17 protein-coding genes are annotated in these 22,768 nt (G+C 47.1%); 9 read left to right on the forward strand and 8 right to left on the reverse strand.

What is annotated here, in order from left to right; genetic code table 11:
- Positions 1 to 178: 178 nt before the first annotated feature.
- Positions 179 to 979, reverse strand: coding sequence for an EAL domain-containing protein (locus AS151_RS18380; RefSeq protein WP_071518531.1), 801 nt, complete (start codon positions 977 to 979; stop codon positions 179 to 181).
- A gap of 2 nt (positions 980 to 981) precedes the next feature.
- Positions 982 to 2,697: an ATP-binding protein gene (locus tag AS151_RS18385; protein ID WP_084639734.1), complete on the reverse strand. Its 1,716-nt coding sequence runs from the start codon at positions 2,695 to 2,697 to the stop codon at positions 982 to 984.
- A 608-nt stretch (positions 2,698 to 3,305) separates the two neighbouring features.
- On the opposite strand from AS151_RS18385, the gene AS151_RS18390 reads away from it, so the two are divergent.
- Positions 3,306 to 4,655: an AAA-like domain-containing protein gene (locus AS151_RS18390; protein WP_071518533.1), complete on the forward strand. Its 1,350-nt coding sequence runs from the start codon at positions 3,306 to 3,308 to the stop codon at positions 4,653 to 4,655.
- Between the two features lie 191 nt (positions 4,656 to 4,846).
- Here the strand turns inward: AS151_RS18390 and AS151_RS18395 are convergent, their stop codons facing one another.
- Positions 4,847 to 6,745, reverse strand: coding sequence for a M3 family metallopeptidase (locus AS151_RS18395; RefSeq protein WP_244533077.1), 1,899 nt, complete (start codon positions 6,743 to 6,745; stop codon positions 4,847 to 4,849).
- 112 nt (positions 6,746 to 6,857) lie between these two features.
- Between AS151_RS18395 and AS151_RS22300 the strand changes: the two genes are divergently transcribed.
- The gene (locus AS151_RS22300) at positions 6,858 to 7,010 is read left to right on the forward strand and encodes a hypothetical protein (protein ID WP_170861449.1); all 153 of its coding nucleotides are present in this window, start codon (positions 6,858 to 6,860) and stop codon (positions 7,008 to 7,010) included.
- 101 nt (positions 7,011 to 7,111) lie between these two features.
- Here the strand turns inward: AS151_RS22300 and AS151_RS18400 are convergent, their stop codons facing one another.
- Complete coding sequence (locus AS151_RS18400; RefSeq protein ID WP_071518535.1) at positions 7,112 to 7,549, reverse strand: ferritin-like domain-containing protein; 438 nt, start codon at positions 7,547 to 7,549, stop codon at positions 7,112 to 7,114.
- 89 nt (positions 7,550 to 7,638) lie between these two features.
- The gene (locus AS151_RS18405) at positions 7,639 to 9,273 is read right to left on the reverse strand and encodes a photosystem II high light acclimation radical SAM protein (RefSeq protein ID WP_071518557.1); all 1,635 of its coding nucleotides are present in this window, start codon (positions 9,271 to 9,273) and stop codon (positions 7,639 to 7,641) included.
- Between the two features lie 937 nt (positions 9,274 to 10,210).
- On the opposite strand from AS151_RS18405, the gene AS151_RS18420 reads away from it, so the two are divergent.
- The 7 genes from AS151_RS18420 (at position 10,211) to AS151_RS18450 (ending at position 20,305) form a co-directional block, all read left to right on the forward strand.
- On the forward strand, positions 10,211 to 10,576 hold the full coding sequence (locus AS151_RS18420; protein WP_071518558.1) for a DUF1830 domain-containing protein: 366 nt from the start codon (positions 10,211 to 10,213) through the stop codon (positions 10,574 to 10,576).
- Between the two features lie 286 nt (positions 10,577 to 10,862).
- A complete protein-coding gene (locus AS151_RS18425; protein ID WP_071518538.1) occupies positions 10,863 to 11,300 on the forward strand; it encodes a DUF4079 domain-containing protein in 438 nt (145 codons plus the stop codon).
- A gap of 142 nt (positions 11,301 to 11,442) precedes the next feature.
- Positions 11,443 to 12,000, forward strand: a complete 558-nt coding sequence (locus AS151_RS18430) for a hypothetical protein (RefSeq protein ID WP_071518539.1) — start codon at positions 11,443 to 11,445, stop codon at positions 11,998 to 12,000.
- Between the two features lie 48 nt (positions 12,001 to 12,048).
- Entirely contained in the window at positions 12,049 to 13,290 is a 1,242-nt protein-coding gene (gene argJ / locus AS151_RS18435; protein ID WP_071518540.1) for a bifunctional ornithine acetyltransferase/N-acetylglutamate synthase, read from the forward strand.
- 264 nt (positions 13,291 to 13,554) lie between these two features.
- Positions 13,555 to 17,133 carry an extracellular solute-binding protein gene (locus AS151_RS18440; protein WP_071518541.1) on the forward strand — a complete coding sequence of 1,193 codons (3,579 nt, stop codon included), beginning with the start codon at positions 13,555 to 13,557 and terminating at the stop codon, positions 17,131 to 17,133.
- A gap of 45 nt (positions 17,134 to 17,178) precedes the next feature.
- Positions 17,179 to 19,569 (forward strand): ABC transporter substrate-binding protein, encoded by a 2,391-nt coding sequence (locus AS151_RS18445; protein WP_071518542.1) that lies wholly within the window; start codon positions 17,179 to 17,181, stop codon positions 19,567 to 19,569.
- A gap of 439 nt (positions 19,570 to 20,008) precedes the next feature.
- Complete coding sequence (locus tag AS151_RS18450) at positions 20,009 to 20,305, forward strand: extracellular solute-binding protein (protein WP_071518543.1); 297 nt, start codon at positions 20,009 to 20,011, stop codon at positions 20,303 to 20,305.
- Here the strand turns inward: AS151_RS18450 and AS151_RS18455 are convergent.
- From AS151_RS18455 to AS151_RS18465, 3 genes are all read right to left on the reverse strand, one after another.
- Positions 20,302 to 20,574 carry a hypothetical protein gene (locus AS151_RS18455; protein WP_244533078.1) on the reverse strand — a complete coding sequence of 91 codons (273 nt, stop codon included), beginning with the start codon at positions 20,572 to 20,574 and terminating at the stop codon, positions 20,302 to 20,304. The two genes, AS151_RS18450 and AS151_RS18455, sit on opposite strands and share 4 nt — an antisense overlap.
- Positions 20,558 to 21,643 carry a PstS family phosphate ABC transporter substrate-binding protein gene (locus AS151_RS18460; RefSeq protein WP_071518544.1) on the reverse strand — a complete coding sequence of 362 codons (1,086 nt, stop codon included), beginning with the start codon at positions 21,641 to 21,643 and terminating at the stop codon, positions 20,558 to 20,560. Before AS151_RS18460 ends, AS151_RS18455 begins: the two co-directional genes overlap by 17 nt.
- 84 nt (positions 21,644 to 21,727) lie before the next feature.
- Complete coding sequence (locus tag AS151_RS18465) at positions 21,728 to 22,750, reverse strand: sodium:calcium antiporter (RefSeq protein ID WP_071518545.1); 1,023 nt, start codon at positions 22,748 to 22,750, stop codon at positions 21,728 to 21,730.
- Between the last annotated feature and the right edge of the window lie 18 nt (positions 22,751 to 22,768).

Raw genomic sequence — 22,768 nt, forward strand, 5'->3', positions numbered from 1 at the left:
ACGTAGCCCCCAAAGGGCTTAGGCTGGTCAGCTACCTGAAGCTGGAGGCATGAAGCCCCCGTGCTTCAGCCGGGGGTGCTGACTGCTTAACAAACCAGTAGATTGATTGTTCTGGCGGTGGAGGCCGCCCCTGTTTTGACATAGCAATTGCAAAGTTTGCGACCAAAAGTATCTTCATTTAGCTAGCATCCAAACTTTTTTCTCTTAAAGAAAAAAACTTGCGATCGCCCCGCAAAAACACTTCCATAAAATACGCCGCCGTTATGGGTGCGCTGAGCAAATATCCCTGCCAGGCATCGCAGTGATGCTGGTGCAAAAACTCCAACTGTTCTTCCGTTTCCACGCCTTCTCCCACCACATCCAGATGCAACAAATGCCCCATTTCAATAATGGATTTGACAATAATTGCATTTTTGGAATTGGGATAGAGATTGTTCATAAAACTGCGGTCAATTTTCAAACTGTTAAACGGAAACTGTTTGAGATTGAAAAAAGAAGAATAGCCAGTCCCAAAATCATCCAGGGCAACTCGTACCCCCAACCGGCACAATCCTCGCATCGTAGCCAAAGCTTTTTGAAAATCTTCCAAAAGTATCGTCTCCGTCAGCTCAATTTCCAAATAAACAGGATCGAGTTGCATTTGCTTCAAAATTTCTGCCACCCGATCGACCACATCGGGATTTTGAAAGTTTCTCGCCGACCAGTTAATAGACAGTTTGAGGGGATATCCCGCGGCATGCCAATCTGCCATTTGCTGGCAAGCAGTTTTCATCACCCACTTATCAATTGTCCAGATCCAATTTAATTTTTCGGCAATGGGAATAAAATCCGAAGGTGGTACATTTCCCCAATAGGGATGCTGCCAGCGAACCAAAGCTTCCACACCAACAATTTCTCCTGTATCAGTACAGGCTTGGGGTTGGTAGTAAACCTGGAGTTCTTGATTTTTAAGGGCATGCTCGAAACTCAGTGCCAACATTCTTACTGTTTTCCACTCCTTTGGGTCTGCTTGGGAATTTCGATAACAAACTCCGTTCCCTCTCCTAATTGGGAGAGGCAATATAGTTTACCTCCGTGTTTTTCCGTAACGATGGAATAGGAAATCGATAGTCCCAATCCCGTTCCTTTTCCTGGAGATTTGGTAGTGAAAAATGGTTCAAACATGCGTTTCATGGTTGCTTCAGGAATTCCCGGTCCATTATCGCGAATGCGAATCACCGTATTGGTTGGGGTTTGTTCGGTGGTGATAGAAACGGTGGGTAACGAGTGCGGGTCTTGCCAGTTTTCCACGGCATCGATCGCATTGGTAAGAATGTTGGCAAATACTTGATTGAGCAAGCCGGGGTGGCATTCCATTTTGGGCAACTGGCTGTAATTTTTCACCAGTTGAATAGGGGTTGCCAAATGCTCCCCTTGCAAGCGGTGGCGCAAAATAGCGAGGGTACTTTCTAAGCCTTCGTGAATATCTACAATTTTCTTTTCCGATTCGTCCAAACGGGCAAAATTGCGTAGCGATCGCACAATTTCGCCAATGCGTTCTACCCCACTTTTCATCCCCTCTAAAAGCTGGGGGAAATCCGTTTTGATAAAATCTAGTTCGATTTCTTCGATGTAGTCTTGAATTTTCTCTGGCTTTTCCGGCACGTATTGTTCGTACAGCTGAATCAACTCAAACAGGCTATTGGCATATTCAATGGCGTACTCCACATTGCCAGTTACAAAATTCACCGGATTGTTAATTTCGTGAGCAATGCCAGCCACCATAGAACCCAAAGCCGACATTTTTTCCGAATGCACCAGTTGCGCTTGGGTTTGCTGTAACTGTTCTAATGTTTCTTGTAACTGCTTGGCTTTTTGGCGTTCGGTGACTTGCGCCATGCGGAGTTTGGCTTCTATACGCTTGCGATCGCTAATATCGCGGACAATAGCCAAAACTTTGCCGCTACCGCTGGGTGTAAAACGCGCCTCGTACTGATGCCAGTTGCCGTTGACCGCAAGGTTGTACTCGCCGTTTTGAAGGTTGCCAGTTTCCAAAGCTTGCTGGCAGTGATAGGCAAACCAATCGGCTAAATCCTTAGGAAAAATATCCGTGAGGGATTGACCGGCAATAGCCTCCGGCTGCCAAGCTTGGGGATCTCCCTCGGCAGGAAAATATTCCAGTAAGGTTCCCTGGCAGTCGATATAAAAAATGGCGTCGGGAATGGTGTGTAACAGGCGATGTTTTTCTGCTTGTTCCTGGCTGAGGTGGCGCTGGCACTCACTGTTGCCTTGGTTGGGTGGAGGTAGATAATCGCTGTCGATGGGAAGAACGTAGCCATCCAACCACAGCAAATTTCCTTGGACATCAAATTGGCCGCGCCCAATATCCCAAATCCACTGGTAGTTTCTCTCAGGAGTTTGGATGCGATAGATGAGCTGGTAGGAACTGCGCTGCTGCAGCTTGCTATGCAGTTTTTGGCAGATAATCTCTCGGTCTTCTGGATGGACGAGGTTTTGCCAGCCGGTACGTCCTGTTTGCAAAAAATGAGTGGCGGGGTAGCCGGTGAGTTCTGCAATTTTTTTGTCCAGCAAAAATTTGACTTGCTCCTGGGAAAAATAACAGCGATAAACAGCTCCCGGCAAGTGCTCAAAAATTGACCCAACTGGGCAAGCACTGGGTTGGGGTGTGGTTCCAGCAACATACATATGAGAAGACATGGGCAAGTTATGGGTACTGGTTGCTTAAGCTTATGAGTTTTATAAGCTCCAATTTTAGGAACTCCTCAATACCATTTCCGCTCTCATAGTAAAGCAAGCTCACCAGTAGGACCACTTAATATCTCAACTTAATATCGCAATTTAATGTAATTTTTACGGATTTTCTTAGCCAATAGGGGACGAAATACCGAACTAAAACGGTTGAAATTCATCGACAATCCCTCATAGATCGCGAAAAACTGTAGTCATGGACGCTAAGAATCCAGGGGAAATTACCAGCTACAAAACCTTCATTTTTCTCCCTGAACCCCCCTGAATTGGGGAATCTGACGAGTTTTAGGGGGATAGTTTTGCATCGTTTTTCAGGAAATGTTATAAATAAAATAATATAATAATATTGAGTGAGTATGAGCAATAGCTAATTTAACAAAACATAAATAGAAAATTTTCTATCTCTTTGGTTATGATGTCAAGCTCCCTTAAGAAAACTTCACTAGCCTGAAAGTAATCTCTAGAAAAACTTTTTGGCTATTCTATCGTATGTCTGTAGCAGCGTATACTCAACCACAGAGAAAATCCATCATTCCGAAGCAAGAAAACAACTGTTTATGGCAAAACTATCGCAACCGCCAGAAAGACGCCGGGGCACCATTTTGAGTTCTCAAGGGTGGCAGCGCCTGCAAGCTGCGGAACGTTTGTCTTCTATTCGCTACAACCAAAGCAAACCCTACACCTTGGAACAGCTAAGCCAAATAACCAGCTTGAGTACCAACACCATTACTAAGCTTCGTCGCCGTCAAGAACCTGTGGACTGGCAGACTTTAGAAACCTACTTTGCCGCCTTTGGTTTGAACCTCGAACTGGATGATGTGCTGACCCCGGAAGAAAGTTACACTAAAGAAGCCATTGACGAGTTACTATACCTACCTTTCCAAGGACCTTTAACTCTGGATAACCCTTTTTATATTTACCGCGGAGAAAACGAGCGGCTTTGTGTCGCGGAAATTTGTAGACCGGGTGCTTTGCTGAAAATCGAAGCTCCCTCCCAGTTTGGCAAAACCTCTCTCGCTCTGCATGCTGCCAATGCCGCTAGCGATCGCGGTTTTCGCACTTCCATGTTGAGCTTGCAAGGGTGTAACCAGCAAGTATTTCAAGATGTCGACCGATTTTACCAGTGGTTCTGTGCCATGGTCGCCACAGATTTGGGTTTACCGCATGAAATCTCCCAACGCTGGGATACTACCCTAGGCAGCAGCTACATCTGTTCGGCGTATTTTGAAACCTATTTGCTGCCTGCTGACCCATCCCCTCTGGCGCTGGTTATTGACGAGCTTGACCAACTGTTTGCCTATCCCGAACTAGCCAGGGACTTTTTTGGGATGCTGCGTTCCTGGTACGAACGAGGGCACTCTCAGTTGCCACAGTATGCCATTTGGCAGCGCTTGCGCCTAATTTTAATTCGCTCCACTACTACTCAGCCACTGCCTTGGACTTTCTACCCATCCCTTTATAATGTGGGACTGTGCTTGCAACTATCCGGGTTTACTTGGAAGCAGGTGGAAGATCTAACCCACCGTTACGACATCCAATCCTACCAGGAGACAGCCAGAACGATTTTTTCCTTGGTGGGCGGCCATCCCTACTTGACCCAGTTGTCCCTATTTCATTTGAGCCAAGAAAATGTCAGTTTGTCACAGCTATCCGAAAATGCGATCGCCCTTGACAGTATTTTTAGCGACCACCTGCAGCAACTCCTAAAATATCTCGAACAGCAGCCTTCTCTGTTGGAAACCATGCGCACTGTAGCCCGCCATCCTTGCGGCATGGAAATTAGCGTTCAAAAAGCCTTGCAACTGCGACATATGGGATTGATTCAGTTTCGAGGGCAGTTGGCTACCCCCAGTTGCGAGCTGTACCGACGTTACTTCGGTAGCACAGGCGTACGGTTTGTGGAATGAAAGTTGCTTTCAAGTATCATTGCAAGTTATAAGAAATCCGATGTACATACACCCACAAAAATGTAGGGGTAGTATCCGCAAGACCATAAAATTCTAGAGGTCCCCAAATTCCGTGGTGGGGGCGCTTTGCGAAACGCCCCTGTCAAAATATCCCAATTATTTTTTGTAAACTTTGAAGGAAGCTGTCCACATTACAGAATTGCTTTTAACTGTGCCAGCAACCCTTCCACGTACTCCAGTGCATTGCCAATGGTCGCTGGATCTTCCAAATCCACATCCACATAACGACGCAAAGCATCCACCTGATTCATGCTGCCGCCAGATGCCAATAATTCTAAATAACCGGGAATAAAATCTTTCCCCACCTGACGGTATTTTTGATAGCACGCCAAACTGACAATATTCGATGCCGTGTACTGGTAGCAGTAAAAAGGCTTGAAGAAAATATGCCCGATGCGCGCCCAGTCGTATTGATGTTCCGGTAGCAACGCCACAGCATCACCAGTTAGCTCTTCATACAAGGACATCCACTGTTCGTTTACCCACCGATGGTCAAAGCTGCCGACCTCTGCGGCGCGTTCGTGCAATTTGAGTTCCAAACGGCTGATGGTACTTTGGCGAAATAGCAGGTTGAGCTGGTCTTCTAGCTGCCGGGTGAGCAACGCTTTGCGCAAGGTCGGGTTGTCTTGGCTTTTTTCCAGCAAACGGTCTAGCAGCAGCAGTTCGTTAAACGTAGACGCCACCTCCGCCAAAACCATCGGCGGGTCGCTGTTGAAGTACGACTGGCGGTCTTCGATCCAGTCAAAATGCAAGCCATGACCCAGTTCGTGGGCGAGGGTAAACAAAGAATTGTAATCGTTGGTGTAGGAGAGCAGAATGTAGCTGTGTTTGCCGTGGATGTAGGAACAGAAGGCACCACCGCGCTTGCCAGGGCGGACTTTGGCGTCTACCCAATTTTTGAGGAAAAATTCTTCGGCGCGACGGGCATAGTTGATGTCAAACTGTTCTAGGGCTTCCAGCAGCGTGGCAATGCCTTCTTGGTAGCTGATGGTGGCAGCGCTTTCGGCGTTGTTATCCCAGGGGGCGTAAATATCACAAATGCGAATTTTTTGCCCTAAGGCTTCTCCCTTGAGGTGGTAGTATTGTTGGAATAAGTCAAAGCGTTCCCTGGTGCTGTCCATGATGGCACGGAACACCGATTCGGAAACTTCATCCAGCAGCAGTTGTTTTTGCAGGGTGGATTGGTAGCCCCGCATTTCATTTTCGATGCGATGGTCGCGGGCAACAGTGTTGAGAATATAGCCGTACAGGGAATTGTGTTCTTTGAGAACATTTCGTACCGACCGGTAAGCTTGGTAGCGGATGTCGGGGTTGGCTTGGAACAGGAGGGCACTAAGTTCTGCTTCGGTACTGGCGGTGTTGCCGTCATTGGTGGTGACGGGTTCGTATTCCTGTTCGCCGAGGTGGAGCGATCGCAGTTGGATAAAGGCTTCTCTACCAGTGAGATTGCTCTGATTGCGCGCCTGTTCCACCGCCTCCGAGAGTTTGTAGGGGCGCTTTTCCACCAGGCGATGTAGATAATGGCGGTAGTTGGTCAAACTGGCATGGTTTTGTAACTGTTGTAGGTGCGTAGCCTCCAGTTGTTGCAATTCCAACTCAAAAAACAGGAGCTGGTTTTCAATGCCAGCGATCGCTTCCATAACCCGGTCTAACAACTTTTTGGCTTCGCTGTTGCGGGTATCGGCGGCAAAGACGAGATAGGGATAGCTGTAAATGGCATCGGATTTCTGGGCGATCGCTTCTAAAGTTTGCAATGCCTTGGCAATTTCCTCGGGGGTCAGTTGGGCAACCCGAGAGCGGTAGGTATCGCGAAACTCTTGCGCTTGGGTTTGCAACGATTGCAAGTCGGCTTGCAGTTGCGGATCGTCAAATCCCCGATACAGATCCGATAGATTCCATTCTTGGGGTTGTTCGATGGAGCGAAGTTGGGTTGCTGTCATGAGATGAAACGCTATCTGATAGAAGTTTTGCAGAATGTTCGTTGGTTCTACCACATTGTAGGCATATCCCGTAGGGGGCCAGCCAACCAATTTCGGAAATTCCCCGATCTAGACAACTTCCAATGGTTGCGATCGCCGTTAGAATGATAGGCGGAATCCTTATCGATGCCCAAGTTCAGCATTTTCGACAGGAAGTATTCCTATGGCAAGCACCGACGAACGCAAAGCACGCATCCAGCGCCATCTCAACATGACCAGCGATCTCAAATTGGGGGAAAACTCCAATCCTAGAGAGCGCGATGCCCGCAAGACCAAAATTATGGAACACATCCGCCGTAGCAAAGGCGAATTCTAATCCTGTAGGGTGGGCCACGCCCACCCTATAAGCGCATCTAGACCCAAATAGTGGGCAACACTTAGGCATGTTCCATACAAAGGGAATAAGCTAAACAGAAACTAAGAAGCAAAATCGCGCAGCATCTTCTTCAGTTCCACCGTATGCAACTCTTCCGTACCAATCATGTTGCGGGCAAACTCTTCCAAATAAATGCTGGCCCCTTCCACCACCTCTAACAACTGCTTGTACATATCCAAAGCCTGTTGTTCGTGGTAGAGACTTTCCTGGAGAATATCTGCCACCGAATGCTGGTAACTTTCTTCAATAGGGGCCGTTTTCAAAACAGGATGCCCTTCCAACCCGGTAACAATTTCCCCCACTTGCTGGGCGTGGTTCAGCGATTCCGTCGCTTGCGCCTTGAAAAAATCCACAATGGGAATGCGATTGGGACCGGTTACCATCAGTGAATAGTGCGTGTAGCGTACCACCCCTGCCAGTTCGTACTCCATAATATTGTTCAACAGCTCGATGGCTTTTTGGGTGTCTAATTCTTTCATCAGTGAAACTCCAGTTTCTGCAATACAATCCTTTCAAATAAAGATGGGACCGGAGATTTTCCCCGACCCATCTTAACTAACGTATAATATCAGAGCGATCGGTTGCTGGTACCCACGAACACTTTGCTCTCTTTTTCCGCAGGCAAAGGTGCCGATAGTGCCTCTTCCAAACTGCTGCGCCCCAGACGTTCCTCTAAAATTGCCATCACAGTACGTCCAAAATCATTGGGGTGGCGACGCCAGGCTTCCAAACAAACTTCCCCAAAGAACGAACCCAACGGTTCCGGGTTCCACAGCAACTTCCGCGCCGTCCAAGGCATCATGCTCATGGGATTGTAATCTGGTTCCAGCATATTGTGTTGGAAAGCATATGTTTCCAAATGGGTATGCGGTTGCAAACCAATGAAGAAAATTGCCGGTTCCACCTTATCCACGCCAAAAATTTCTTCCAACGCCCGATGGTAGGCAATGGTTTGGCGAATCGTCTCGTAGGTTTCGTCAATGACATTAAACGAATAGTTCACCGATACCAAATCGTTATATCCGGCAGCCTTCAAATCGCGGCAGTTTTCTAAAACCACCCGCAGGTTGTACCCCATGCGCATTTTGCGCACCAACTCTTGGGAACCGCTGGTGATGCCAATTTCAAAATAGTTCATGCCGGTTTTTACCATTAAATCGCACAGTTCGGGGGTGAGATTATCGGCACGAATGTAGGCTGCCCAGTGAATATCGTTCATGCCAGCATCCAGGATTTTTTGCAGCAGTTCCGTGGCATCTTGGATGTAGCGGCGCGCCGGGATAAACTGGGCATCGGTAAACCAGAAATTGCGAATACCGCGGTCGTACAGCTGCCGCATTTCTGCCACCACCTCGTCGGCAGGGTTGACCCGGACTTGTTTGCCTTCGATGACGGTATAGACGCAGTAGCAGCAGTTGTGGGGGCAACCGCGTTTGGTTTGTACGCCTACGTAAAAGTCGGAGTCTTGTAGGTAGTATTGAAACCCCGACCAGATGCTGGCAATGTAATCGTAATCGCAGGCGGTTTTTTCCACGTTGGTGGGTTTTTCGTGAATCATGCGATCGCGGGGTGAGGTTTCGCCGACAATGTAGCAGCGTTCGTCCGTAAAATCTTCACCGCGTAACAATTTCTCCAGCAAGGGTTCCCCTTCCCCGACGGAGATAATGGTTCCTTTGGGCATCATATACCCCAACTGTTCGTAAAATACGCTTACAGCCCCACCGCCAACAATAGCGCGGGTTTGTGGGTGGTATCGTTGGGCGCGTTCCAACCCCCGTTTAATCAACCGCTGGTTGCGCCACAGTTCCCCGTAGTAAGCCAAGGTCATCTTCAACCCCCCCAATGCCCCGCGCAGTTTCACCAGGGGATTTTTGGCATAGTAAAATTCAAAGGCATTTTGCAGGGGATTGCCGCCGCGACCGCCTACTGGGGCATAAATTTGGATATCCCGCCAGGAAAAGACCAGCAGGGTGGGTTGAAAGTCGTCAATGGCTTCGTCCAATCCTCTGGCAAAATCCAAAGGGGGAACGGTTCCCATATCGAAAATTCGCTGGGTGACCTCGCCGAATTGTTTGCGAACATGGTCGGCAAGGTAGACAACGCCAATGGGAAAGATAGGATTGCAGGGCAAGCGGACGTATAAAATTCGCTCGGAAGCAGGATTGGTGGCAATTTTTGCGTTTTTTACAGTGGGTTCTTGCATGGGACTCATATACTCATATATCTATCGATGGTGGTTTGGCTAGGATGTTGGGTACTTTTTTTAGCCTAGCTTGCGGTGCCGTCGTGCGCCAGAAAGATTGCTTTCCCAGTCGATAGCCGGGGTTTTGCAACCAAATTGTTTCTTTTGAGCAAGATAGCGCAAATTGCTTGGGTATGCTTGCTGGGGGGAGAGGTTTCTAGCAAGGGGGTTTTGGCCTGTTTCTCAAAAATAGCGATCGCTTTTGATTTTGCCAATCCCCTGGTAAGCAAGAAAGCAATTACGGGGAGTTTCCCCTACAGACAGAAAGATTGTGGTTTCCCTAGGTTGGATTTGGTGTCACCAGATACCCCTACCAATACAACCGAATGATGCCTTGCAGAGATTTGCTAAAATGGGACGAAGCTGCCCTGGTTTGACTACTCCCCGCGCTCAAGCGACGGGGATTCCCCGAAGGGATTTGGCGAACTTCCGACAAGTGGGACTCATAGGCGAAGTCAAAGATCCCTCTATAGGTGGTCCGAAGGCTGCCTTTTACTTATTTTCGGTGTTGGCAAAAAAGCGCACTAGGAGAGCAAACGCGACGGGACGGGGTCAAAACGCTAAAATGCCCTGTAAACATGAGGTTTGGCAGCATCTGGTGCGTACATTGGTGGAATTTTGGAAAATTTTCTTAAAATTATTTAATTTGGGAAAGATTCTTTGTAAATTGGGAAGTGCTGTTTGTTTTTCCAGCAGGGAGAACCCAATTTGGCGTTTTTGTCTGAATGTGGTATATTTTGCCCTTACAGCAACGAAAATACCCACTTTTCTGCTATCGATAGCTTGAGAATTGGTGGTTTTTTTCAAGTTGGTATTCCCTTTTACAACAGTTTGGGATCGCTCCTTGCTATGGTAGAAAATAGTTCTCGTACGAATTTTTGAATTGGATTCGTTTGTTATGGCTCAGATTCTAGATCCCTTACCACCAGAAAGCAACCACCGAATTCTATGCTGTTATGTGAACGCCACCAGCGATATCCAGGTGGCTCGGATTTGTAACATTCCTAACTGGTATTTTGAGCGGGTGGTTTTCCCAGGTCAACGATTGTTTTTTGAAACTTTCTCACAAGCCCAACTGGAGATTCACACAGGTATGATGGCAACAGCGATTTTAGCAGATAAAATTCCTTGCCATGAGTTGCAGGTACATGAAGGTGATATGTACTCCCCTGAAAGCGACTTAGAAACTTCACAGTCTTCACAATCGGATGCTTCGGAAAGCTCGGCAACTGAATTTTCCCAAACGATGGCAGCATCGGTTTAGTAACTTTCAATGAACATTTAGAGCTTCGCAGAAGCAAGCAATTTTCTTAGCAAGAAAACCGTGAGAAACTAGCATAAAAAACAAGTTTGCAGGGCAATCGAGGTGTATGTACGATTGAGGGGAGCGGTTATTTGGCGATCGCTCTCCTATTGTTTTTGGAGAGAACATCAAAGCATCGCGGCATCGGAAGCAATCATCAATTCTACTTCCCCACACCACACGCCCCCACGCCCGAAAACTTCTACAGCTATAATAAAAGGTTGCACAGAAAATTGTCCGCGCGCACATGGATTTACCTTCTTTTCTCTGGTTGTGGAAAATTGCAGCTTGGTCGATGGGATTGTCAGTGACAGCGTATGGTTTGCTGGCAGTTTCCGGCGGCTGGCTGTTTTACGGGCGTCGTAACCAAACCAAACGCCCCGCTTGGCTGCGATCGCTTCATATTACCATTGGTAGCATATTAGTTGGTTTGGTGCTGTTGCTTTTGGGGATTGGTTTGGTCGGGACAATCGGTCACTACGGCAGCTTGGGGCATTCCCCCCATTTGATAGCGGGATTGTTGGTGGTGGCTTTGGTGTTGGCGTCGGCTGCCAGTGCTACCCGCATCCATCCCCAAAGACCCTGGGCACGTCAGTTACACTTGAGTATCAATTTGGTACTTTTGGTGGGATTGGCTTGGGTTTCTTGGACGGGATGGAGCGTCGTGCAAAAATATTTGCCGTGATGCCATTGTTGGTGTCGCCGATTCCATCCCAAATCAAATCAGCTGGAGCGAAGGAATCGGATGGACTTTTCCGGTTTTTGCAGTACCCATTCCTTCTATCTATTTCGTATTACTTTGTTGCTATCGTTGTACCAAAAAAACCATGAACCAGCCCAACCTTTGCGAACCCGTTGTTTTCCGAGTGTCGCCGCTGATTCGGATTACTTTATTAAGCCTGTACGTAGCGTTAACGCTGCCGCTGCCTTTTTTAGCCGAGATTACCGCCGCCTCCATCCCTGCCTTTGCCATTGCTGCCGGATTGCCAGTGGGATTTGTCGCTTTGTACGGGGCATTAAGCGAACGAGTAGAAATCAGCGAAACCGAAATTCAACTTACTTACCCCCGCTGGGTTCCCAAATTTTTCCGCCGGGGTTGGTCCTTGCCCTGGGATGACATTCAAGCATTAAAACCCCGCACCACCGGCCAGGGAGGTTTGGTGTATTATTTTCTCAGTTCTTCTGGGGAAGCGTACCTGCTGCCCATGCGAGTAGCGGGATTTGCCCGTTTGGTACGTTTGGTACAGCAAAAAACGGGGTTAGATACCCGGGATGTGGTTCCTTTAGCCCAACCCTGGATGTACGGGATTTTACTGGTTTTGACCGGAATTTTATTAATTGTGGATATTGGGGCGATCGCTATGGCTTTGTCTTTGGCCCGTTAACCGGTACACTTGGGAAAAAATCATTGGCATAGCGTACGGTGACAGCTTATGGCAGACTGGCATCCAATTTCTGGTGGAATTACTGCCCCTAAGGGCTACAAAGCAGCAGGTATCGCGGCTGGCTTGAAACCATCTGGGGCATTGGATTTGGCTTTGATTTATTCCGAAATGGAAGCGATCGCGGCGGGGGTGTTTACCACTTCCCAAGTGAGGGCAGCCTGTGTAGATTACTGTCGCCAACGTCTGGAATCCAAACTATCGGCAAGAGCAATTTTATGCAATTCCGGGCAAGCCAATGCCGCTACCGGTCGTCAAGGTACTGAAGATGCTTTGGAAAGTGCCCAACTGCTGGCACAGAACCTGGGAATTGCCCCGGAATCCGTATTGCTGGCTTCCACCGGGGTCATTGGTCAGCGAATTCCCATGGATGCTTTGCGAAATGCCATGCCTACTTTGGCTGGTTCGATTTCGGAGGCGGGAGGAGAAGAAGCTGCCCATGCCATCTTAACCACCGATTTGGTTCCCAAAACCATTGCTTTGGAAACCACCATTGGCGGTCGGTCGGTCAGAATTGGCGGCATGGCCAAAGGATCGGGAATGATCCATCCCAATATGGCCACCATGTTGGCCTTTGTGACCTGCGATGCGGCGGTTTCCCCTCATTTATGGCAAGATATGGTGGCGCGTTCTGCTGACAAAAGTTTTAACCAAGTGACAGTAGATGGCGATACCAGTACCAACGACACGTTGCTGGCTTTTGCTAACGGTCAATCGCGGACCCCTGCCATTAAAGAAAATAGTCCCGAAGCAAGCAAACTAGAAGAAATGCTCACGGCAACTTGCCAACATCTTGCGAAAGCGATCGCCAGAGATGGAGAAGGAGCTACGTGTCTTTTAGAAATCCAAGTACAAGGAGCCGCTGACGATGCTGCTGCCCGACAAATTGCCAGAACCATTGCCGGGTCTTCCTTGGTGAAATCAGCTGTTTTTGGCCGCGATCCCAACTGGGGCAGAATTGCCGCCGCCGCCGGTCGTGCAGGGATTGCGTTCGATGCTAACTATTTACAAATTCAGTTGGGTGAGTTTTTGTTAATGGATAACGGCCAGCCCCTGGAGTTTGACCGGGAAGCTGCCAGTGAGTACATGCAGCAAGCAGCCCGCGGGGAATACTTACAAAACGATACCGTTTGCATTCAAGTTCGTGTGGGCAACGGTCCTGGGGAAGGCATGGCGTGGGGATGCGACCTCAGCTACGATTACGTGAAAATCAATGCCGAATATACAACATAGTCAGAAATTGTAGAAATCCTTCTGAAAACTGCCTCCGGAGGCATGGAAAAAGCAACGCGATCGTTGTTTTTTCCATGGCAACAGAACAACGTATAAAATTTTATTAAAGATTTTCCTAAATGCTCACAATTTCCGTATTTCTATGCACTCGATCTTTTACAATAAGTCGCATTACTATATGTCTATGGGTGCGGTCTGGTAGATAAGTTGCTTCCCCTCGTACCTGGCTCTTGTTGTGCTGGATTTTACATTTTTGTGCGGTCCATGAAAGTGCTACCTTCTCGAAAACTGTTTCGCGTTGCCCGGTTTCTGCTTATTGCTGCTTGCGTTTGTGGCATGGCACTTGGGTTGAATTTTTATTTCTTTCAAAACAACGACCCCCTGTACATTGCTATCTTGGCACCGGAGGACAGTGCCAGCGGTGAAGAAATGATTCGGGGCGCTAAGATGTATATTCAGGAAGTCAATGATAGCAAGGAGGGTGGCATTGACGGCAGACAAATAAAACTGAAGGTCTTCGACGATGAAAGCGAAGTAGAAACTGGTAGGAACCAAGCCAAAGAAATTGCTGACGGTCAATTTTTACTTACATTGGGCTCTTATTCCAGTTCGGTGTCCATTGCAGCCGGAAAAGTTTTTCAAGAGCACGATCTGCCCGCCATCACGGCTATTTCTGAGGCTGGTGAGGTCACCAAAGGCAACGATGTCTACTTTCGGGCAACCTTTACCACCAGCGACCAAGGTAGCTTCCTCGCCAGCTACCTTAACAAAATTCTCGGACGAGAAGCAGCGACCGTCATTTACAACCAGAGGGATGATTTTAGCGAATCTCTTGCTAGTAGCTTTTGGAATAACTTCCAAGGTCTTGGCGGGCAAATCAATCACACAATTGACATTAAAGACTATTATACGGAAGAAGGTGAATTTCAGCCCTTGGCTTTGTTTAACCAAAAGTTGCTTACCATTGAACCCGATAATATAGGAACTGTCGTCTTGCTGACCCGAGCCAAAGAAGCGGCAGACATCGTCGCCAATCTAAAAAGAGCGGGCATCGATGCGCCCATTATTGGCGGTACCCCTTTGTTTGAAAAAACTTTTCGCGAGGAAATTGATAAGTATCCAGAAACGCAAGCAAAACCAGGATATTTTTTCGATGGGATTTACGCTACGTCACCACTGATTTACGATATTGCTGGTGAAGAAACGCAAGCCTTTAAAAAGAAATATAGGGAATTTGTTGATGATGGGAAAGAGCCTAGCTGGATTGGGGCTATGTCATACGAGAGTGCCAAAATTGCCGTGGAAGCCCTAAAAGAAGCCAAGGTAGCGCAAACCCCAGAAAAAGATATAAAAGATATTCAAGAAAAGCGGAAAGCGGTTCTCCAGGCTCTCTTGCAAATGCGGAGTGTCGATCGGGGTGTTCGGGGATTGGATAGAAATTTGTATTTCAATCGCGATCGCAATCTGCCCCGTGCGATCGCAATGGGTGTATATGAAAAACAAGAATTTATCTCTGCCCCCATACAGTTGCAACCCATTCACAACGCCGAAGCCATCGATCGATTGAACGCAAAAGTTGAAGACGGTGAAATTCTGCGCTTTGACGGCAAGTATGCTCATGTCACGAAAGTCGTGTACACGGGAATTGATATTAACGAAATATCCAGACTGGATCTCAAAAGAAAACGATACATCGCTGACTTTTTCCTGTGGTTTCGTTACCGTGACGATGGCGATCAAAATTCCAATGACAATGAAAAACCGAATTTACAAGATATAGAATTTTTAAATTCTGAAAAAACCATCGAACTGGACAATCCCATCGACGAGATTGACGAGGGGGACAGTCGCATCAAAGTCCGAACGTTTCGGGTTAAAACAAGATTTCAAGGGGACTTTGACTTCCGAGACTACCCCTTTGACGTGCAGCAGCTCACAGTAAAATTCCGCCATGCAAACCTTACTCGCAAAAACATTATTTATGCGGCCGATAACGTGGGCATGAACAATAGCGATCTTTCCGAAAAAATCGATCGCGGTGGTGTTCTGGAAACGCTAGATACGTGGGAATTTAAAGATGCCAAGTTCTTTGAAAGCGTCAGCAAAAATTATTCTTCCCTAGGAAACGTAGACAAAGTGGGCTTGAATGATGGCATTCAATATTCCCAGTTCAACGCCATTATAGAAATCAAACGGAATTCTTCTACCTTTAGCATCAACAAACTGCTACCCCTCGGCTTTTTCATCTGGATTTTATACCTTTACCTGTTCTTTCCTTTGGGAAATTTCTCCGCCGAAACTGTCGGTGGCATTCTGCTGGGTGTGGTCTTTTTCCATATCGGCTTAAAATCCGAACTAGCGGTGGCTTCCATTACCACCCTAGATAAAATTTTCTACATTATTTACGGTTTAATCGCCACCCAAGTGGTTTTGGTGACAACCGTGGTTAAATTTCGAGATCGGGAAAAATCTCAAAAGAGGCTCAAGTTGCTGGTGCACGGGTTCCGCTTTGCTTTCCCCCTCTATTTGTTTTTGGCCAACTTCATGGTACTACAAAACTACAATCTGTTACCCGTTGACAACGGCACGCAAACGTTTCAAGAAGAAACAGCACCAAAAGACTTGAATGAAGGGGTTTCCCCGGAGCAGCAAACTACCTTAACCCTTGCCAACTGGCATCCTATGGATAAAGGAAAGTTTCAAGAACTCTTCGAAGCTTACTATCAAAACCATCCCAATATCAAAATTGAAACCCTTTCTACCCCCTATAACCTGTACGGAGAATCTATAAAAGCTCAATTTCAACAGGGAACGGCACCGGATTTGGTGTTTTTACGTTCCTACGATCTCGATCGCGACTTATTTTATCAAGGATATCTAACTTCTTTTGACAAAAACAATTGGCCGGCATTGGAAAAAACCTATCCCCAGAAATTTCTGTCGGCTTGGACTACGAAAAAAGGCGATATCTATGGCATTCCCCTTAGTGGCGTTGTTCATGGAATTTTTTATAATGCCGATCTATTTCGCCAGTTGGGTTTGTCAGTGCCGCAAACTTGGGAGCAGTTGCTGAATGTTGCCCAAGTAATTCAAAATACGGGCACAACTCCCTTTGCCAACAGTATTGGCAATATCTCGCAAAGCTTTGACGAGACCCTATTTACCACATTGGTTCCAAACTTTACCGGCGGTTACACGGGTCGGTTGGCTTACCAAGGTGGCAGTCGCTGTTTTAACGACGAGGGAATTGTGGCTACATTTCGGGCTATTTCCCAGTTGCAACCTTATTTAGACGAGGAAAACTTGTCCAATTTTCAAAGTATAAAACGTTTCTTAAACGGTCAAGCTGCTATGTGGATTGGTGGTTCCTGGAATTTGCCAAACTTCACTCAACAAGATATCGACTTCCAATGGCAGACTTTTGCCGTACCACCGCCAGCTGGTCGAAAAGGTTACACCGTGTTTCACCCCAACTTTGCTGTGGGGTTGAACGCTCAGTCTCCCCACAAGCAGGAAGCCAAAGAATTTTTGCGGTGGTTGATGACACCAGAAGCCGCTAAGATACTAACCACGAAGTTAGAAGGCAATTTTGCCTTGCACAAGCAAATGCCCGACATTGAAAACACGAAAGCCCAGAGGTTTTACTCGTTTGTGCAAGATCGAGATACAGACGTGCGGTGGACCTACCCCGAACTGCATGAGAAAATTCCTGGCGGTCACACCCTCACCAAGGAAGCCTCCAAAAAGGTGCTCAGTGGAGATATGACCCCTCAAGAGGCAGCCAACCACTTGCAAGAGGGACTAGGGGAGTGGTATACCTCTGCTCAAACTTGCAAGGACTAATAACATGGCAAGCCAAGATCGCCTTTCTGCTGTCGTTTCCATCCTATGAAAATTTCACTTTTAGGTACGCTCTCCCATTACAAAAGATTTGTGGCGATCGCGATCGCGGTTTTTTTGACCATCTTAGCTGTCAAAGATGTTGACGTTTCTTGGTCCCCCACCAGCGATCGCTTGTACGTGGCCATGCTGGCTCCCATGAGCGGCGATTACGAAAGTAGCGGTCGGGAAATGGAGCGGGGAGCTCGGATGTATCTCGATAAAATCAACCAAAGTGGCGGCATCGGCGGCAAGCAGGTGGAATTGAAAATCTTTGATGACGAAGGCAGCCCAGAAAAGGGTCGGGAACAAGCCCAAAAAATTGCCAATGACGAACGGATCGTGCTGGCAATGGGGTCTTATTTCAGTTCGGTTTCCGTTGCTGCCGGAGATGTCTATCAGAAAGCGGGGCTGCCTGCCATTACTGGCATTTCCGTTGCCAATGAAGTCACCGAACAAAGCAACGTCTATTTTCGTACGACCGCCAACACCAGCGACCAGGGCGTTTTGTTAGCCAACTATATCAAAAAAATTCTGAACCACGATACTGTCAGCGTTATTTTTGATAGTGGCGATACCTACAGCCAGTCTTTGAGTCGAAGTTTTCAAAATACTTTTCGGGGATTGAGCGGTCGGGTGAGCCATAAGTTAGACGCTAAAGAGTATTTAAACAATCCCAATCGAGAACTTGACATGGTTGCCTGGACGGATGAAAAACTGTTGGGGGAAATGCAACCAGGCAACATCGGTGCGATCGTGCTCCTAACCCAAGCTTGGGAAGCCGGTAGAATTGTTGTTAGCATCAAACGTGCAGGCATTGACGCTCCCATTTTTGGGGGCAGTCCGGTATTCCAAAAAAACTTTCGCGAGGCGATCGCTGATTACCCGGAAACCCAAGCCCAACCCGGCTATTTTACCAACGGCATCTATGGGCTTTCCCCACTTATTTACGATATTTCCAGCCAAGCCGCCCAGTCATTTCAAGATCGCTTTTTTACAAAATACAGAGATAAACCCACTTGGATTGGGGCTTTGTCCTATGAAAGAACCATGGTGGCGGTTCAAGCTTTGAAAAATGCAGAACTATCCCAACCCAGCCTCCAAGAAAAACGTCGCTCTGTCTATCAGGCTTTGTTAGAGATGCGGAATGCCGAACAGGGGGTAGAAGGGTTGCAAGGGAAGATTTACTTCGATCGCGATCGCAACATGCCACGCATCCTGGCTATGGGCAGGTACGAACAAGAGTATTTCGTTTCTGCTCCCATTCAACTGCAACCCATACAAGATATAACAACGATTCCACGTGTAGAACAAGAATTGGAAAAAGAGAACATTCTGCGATTTGGCGGTCAGTATGCTCGCATAACCCATATTGTATACACGGGAATTGATATCAACAAAATATTCCAACTCGATCTACGCAAGCAAAAATACAATATAGACTTTTTTCTGTGGTTTCGCTATAAAGAAAGCGATCGCATGGATTTGCAACCAGAAACTATAGAATTTCTGAATTCGGTCAACCCCATCGATTTAGGTCAACCCTTATATAAATCTAAAGAAGATGGTATTGTTCTGCGTACTTATCGAGTAAAAACCAAATTTGAGGCAGATTTTGATTTTCGCGAGTACCCTTTTGATGTCCAGCAAATAAAAATCCAATTTCGCAACCCCAGGTATTCCCGCGAAAAAATGATTTACGTAGCCGATATTGCGGGGATGGGGGGCAACAATCGCGAATCCAATTTAAAAAGAATCAAGCGCAGTCAAGTTCTAGATGCCTTAGACGGTTGGGGCGCGAACAATGTCCAATTTTTTGAAAGTATTAGCACAACCCACTCTACCCTGGGAGATATTGAAAAAATCCAGATGGACAAGGAAATTACCTATTCCCAATTTAACGCGATCGCAGAATTGGAACGTTACTCCTTCCAATTTGGCATCAGCAAGCTTTTGCCCTTGGGATTTTTTATTTGGATCTTGTATCTGTTTCTGTGGTTTCCCTTCAAAAATTTCTCCACCGAATCCGTAAGCGGTATTTTATTGGGGGTATTGTTCTTTCACATGGGCTTAAAATCGGAACTACCTGAAAACAGCGGTTCCATTGTTGCCCTAGATATCATTTTCTACATCATTTATGGATTAATTGCTGCTCAAATTTTAGTAGTATTAGCCATTGTCAAGCTCAGGGAAAATCCCCAACATCACCAACAATTAAAACGTTTAATCCGAAGTTTTCAGTTGATTTTTCTTCTCTATCTTGTCGGTGCTTTTCTGGTCATTTCTTTACAATACGACGTTTTCGATTTACCACAATTACCTGGGCAAAATGGGTTCGTGCCGGCACAGGAAAATTCACCTTCTCCAACGATTGAGGTATCGACCAGATCGCAACAATAAGCAAAAGATACGACGGTTTTAAGTTTAGAAACTTGGAAACTAGAATACCAAGGCGAGTTTCAGAAACTGTTGGCAGATTTTTATAAAAAACATCCAAACATCAGAATTAAAACCCTGGCAGGACCTTATACCATTTCCTTAATAATATGCAAGAGATAATAGAGGCATTTTGGTAGGGGCGCAACGCGTGAGTAGGGGCGCTTCGCGAAGCGCCCCTACCAGGGAAATTGAGAAATTCCAGACAATCGTTGTTTTTCAGAAATAGTATTACTATCAGTACGACCAAATCATAGCCAACCAATTTCAGAAACCATTAGCTCTCGATCTCATACCAAATCCGACATGGAAAACCACAATTTTTTCGTCGGGGCAACCCCCGCTGTGGGTCCATTTTATCGGGGTAGGCACGGGGGCGCTGCCCCGACATTTTTGTGGGTTTATGTACATTGGATTTGGTATCCTGTTTTTCGGACCATATCCCCTCGATCGCGATTTGTTTGAACGAGGTTATTTAGCATCTTGGAACCAACTGCCCGGTTTGCAAAAAGCCTATCCCAGCCAATCGCTATCTCCTTGGAGAACCAAAGATAACGAAATCTACGGCGTTCCCCTTAGTGGTGCCGTTTATGGTATTTATTACAATGTCGATTTGTTTGACAAACTAGCCCTTGATATTCCACAAACCTGGCAAGAGTGGTATACACCTGCCCAAACTTGTGGGGAAAACGATGGTTAACCGCGATCGCTGCCACCAGAAAGCCAGCCGAGAATATTAATATCCCCTTGCATTTTTTCCCATTCCCGGCGGTGAAATTCGGCGGTTTCGTAATACCACTGGCAGTATCGCTCGAATGCCTCCCGATGGACCAGTTCTTCGTGAAACTGCCGGGTTAGTTGGTTGATTTGGAAAATGTTCGCCGGTTCGTTGGGGTCGGGATCGGCGGGTGTGTAGAAGATTTCCGGCATGGGCAATCGCGTATGCAACAACTTAACGAATTCTAACAAATCCAGCCTTTTGGATGGCTTGTTGCCCTTGTTCGCTCAGCAACAGACGAACGTAGGCATCCCCAGCTCGTTCGTCTACTTGACCGTTGCGTTTGACGATAACAAACAAACGTCTGGTAATGGGATAGGAACCATCTTGAAACGCCGCATCGTTGAGTTGGTTGCGTTCCTGCGGGCAATTGGCGGGAGAAACAGCCGGTTCCACATAGGGAGGTACAAACTCCTGCTGGGGTCTGGCGAGGGGCAAAGAACGTACGCTACACTGGGGAACCACCTCTGGGGCAGAAGCGAAGTAAATGCTACCTACGTTGTTGCTAACAGCTCGCAATGCTTCCGTGGTAGTGGAGATAAATTCTACGTTGCTGCCGAAAGACTCGCCCTGCAAAACGTTCTCCAGGAAGAATTTTACCGTACCGCTATCTTCCGGCGATCGCGAATAGGGTTGAATGGGTTGGTCGATGCCGCCTACTTCCTGCCAGTTGGTAATATCGCCAGTGAAAATATCCCGCACTTGAGCGACGGTCAAACCAGGAATTTGCAAATCGTGGTTGACAGCAACGGCAATGCCATCAAGGGCAACGGGAATTTGTTCCAGTTGGAATCCCCGCTGTTCGGCTTGTTGGTATTCCGCGTCTTGGATAGGGCGGGAAGATTGGGAAAACGCCAACTCCCCGTCAATTAACATACGAATTCCCGTACCGGAACCGGGTGGTTGGGTGGGATGCTGGGTATACCGCAAGCGAAACTCGGGATAGACAGTTTGAATTTGCGGATCGACCACATCGCGAATGGGTGCCCACGTCGTACTGCCACCATAGTTGAATAAGCCTTGCGGCACGCCATCCACTTGCGAAAAAGTGGCAACTTGGGGACCTGACTGAGAAGCTGCGTTAGAAGATGAAGGAGATGTTTGGTTGGTTGCCGTATTGGAAGTTTGACTGGGAGATTGACTCGGGAGCAACCCAAATAAGTTGTTTTTGCGAGTCAACCACCATCCCAAACCACCGATAATTGCTAAGGAAATGGCGAGTGAAATAATTGTTACCGCGGTATCGTTTTTTTTAGACATAGCGAAAATGGGTTTTATAGCTATCTGTTTTCAGTTGTTGTTTGAAATCCTGGGCGATCGCCATAACCATTTCTTAACTCTATTTTAGAAATTTACAACATTGGTAATGCCGACCGTTTCTAACACCATCCAAACAATAAATACTACGTACAATCCTAGCAAAATCCAGCACTCCACTGGCGAGAGAAAAAACTTCGTCCGCAACATAGCAAATAAGATAATGGTCGCCAGGGTGAGAACCGCCATCATCGGGGCAGCCACCGCAAAATTCACCGTAGAAGCCCCAGCAATCAAAACCCCAACGGGAATGGCGACCAACAAATCGAAAATATTGCTGCCCAACACATTTGCCAAACCGATCGTGCTTCTGCCCTCCCGGGCAGCTTTGACACTCACAAACGTATCGGGTAAACTTGTAGCGATCGCGATGGTGGTTAATCCCCACAAAAAGCTAGGGGTTTTTAAAATTTCTCCCAAGCCAATAGCCGCTGTGACCAACCCTTCCACGCTCACCACAATCAACCCCAAACTAAACAGCAAACGCAACCATTCCCAAATTACGCGAATTTCAACCTCCGGCGGCAACGATTCTTTTTTGGCTTCTTTGGTATCCTGTTGTTGCAAAAACAGGTACAATCCGTACAAAGTTATCGGTATCAAAGCCAAGGGGCGATTGAGGTTTCCCTGCAACGGAACACCTTCTACAGGATTGTAAATGACGGCAAATGCAAAAGCCAGCAGCAAAACTGTTACGCTGGTGATGTAAAATTGGGCATCTTTATAAACCAAAAAGCGATCGACTTTTAAATCGCCGCTCACCAAACCAGCAATCCCCGGAATCACTAAGATATTAAAAATCGCCGAACCAACAATGGCAGCAATTCCTAACTCAAACTTACCGTGCAAAAGCGTAGCGAGGACAGTACTGGATAGTTCCGGAAAACTAGACCCCACAGCAGCAATAATTGCACCTTGCACGATGGGCGGTAGCTGGTAAAAAGCCGACAAGCGATCGGCAGAGTCTTCCAAGATAAAGCTCCCCTTCCAGACTACCCCTGTGGAAATCGCTACTAGCAGAAGATATAAAAATAGCTGCCCAATATCCATTATGACAACCTCTCTAAT

It is taken from the genome of Geitlerinema sp. PCC 9228 (genome assembly GCF_001870905.1).
In the GTDB taxonomy this organism is placed as follows: domain Bacteria; phylum Cyanobacteriota; class Cyanobacteriia; order Cyanobacteriales; family PCC-9228; genus PCC-9228.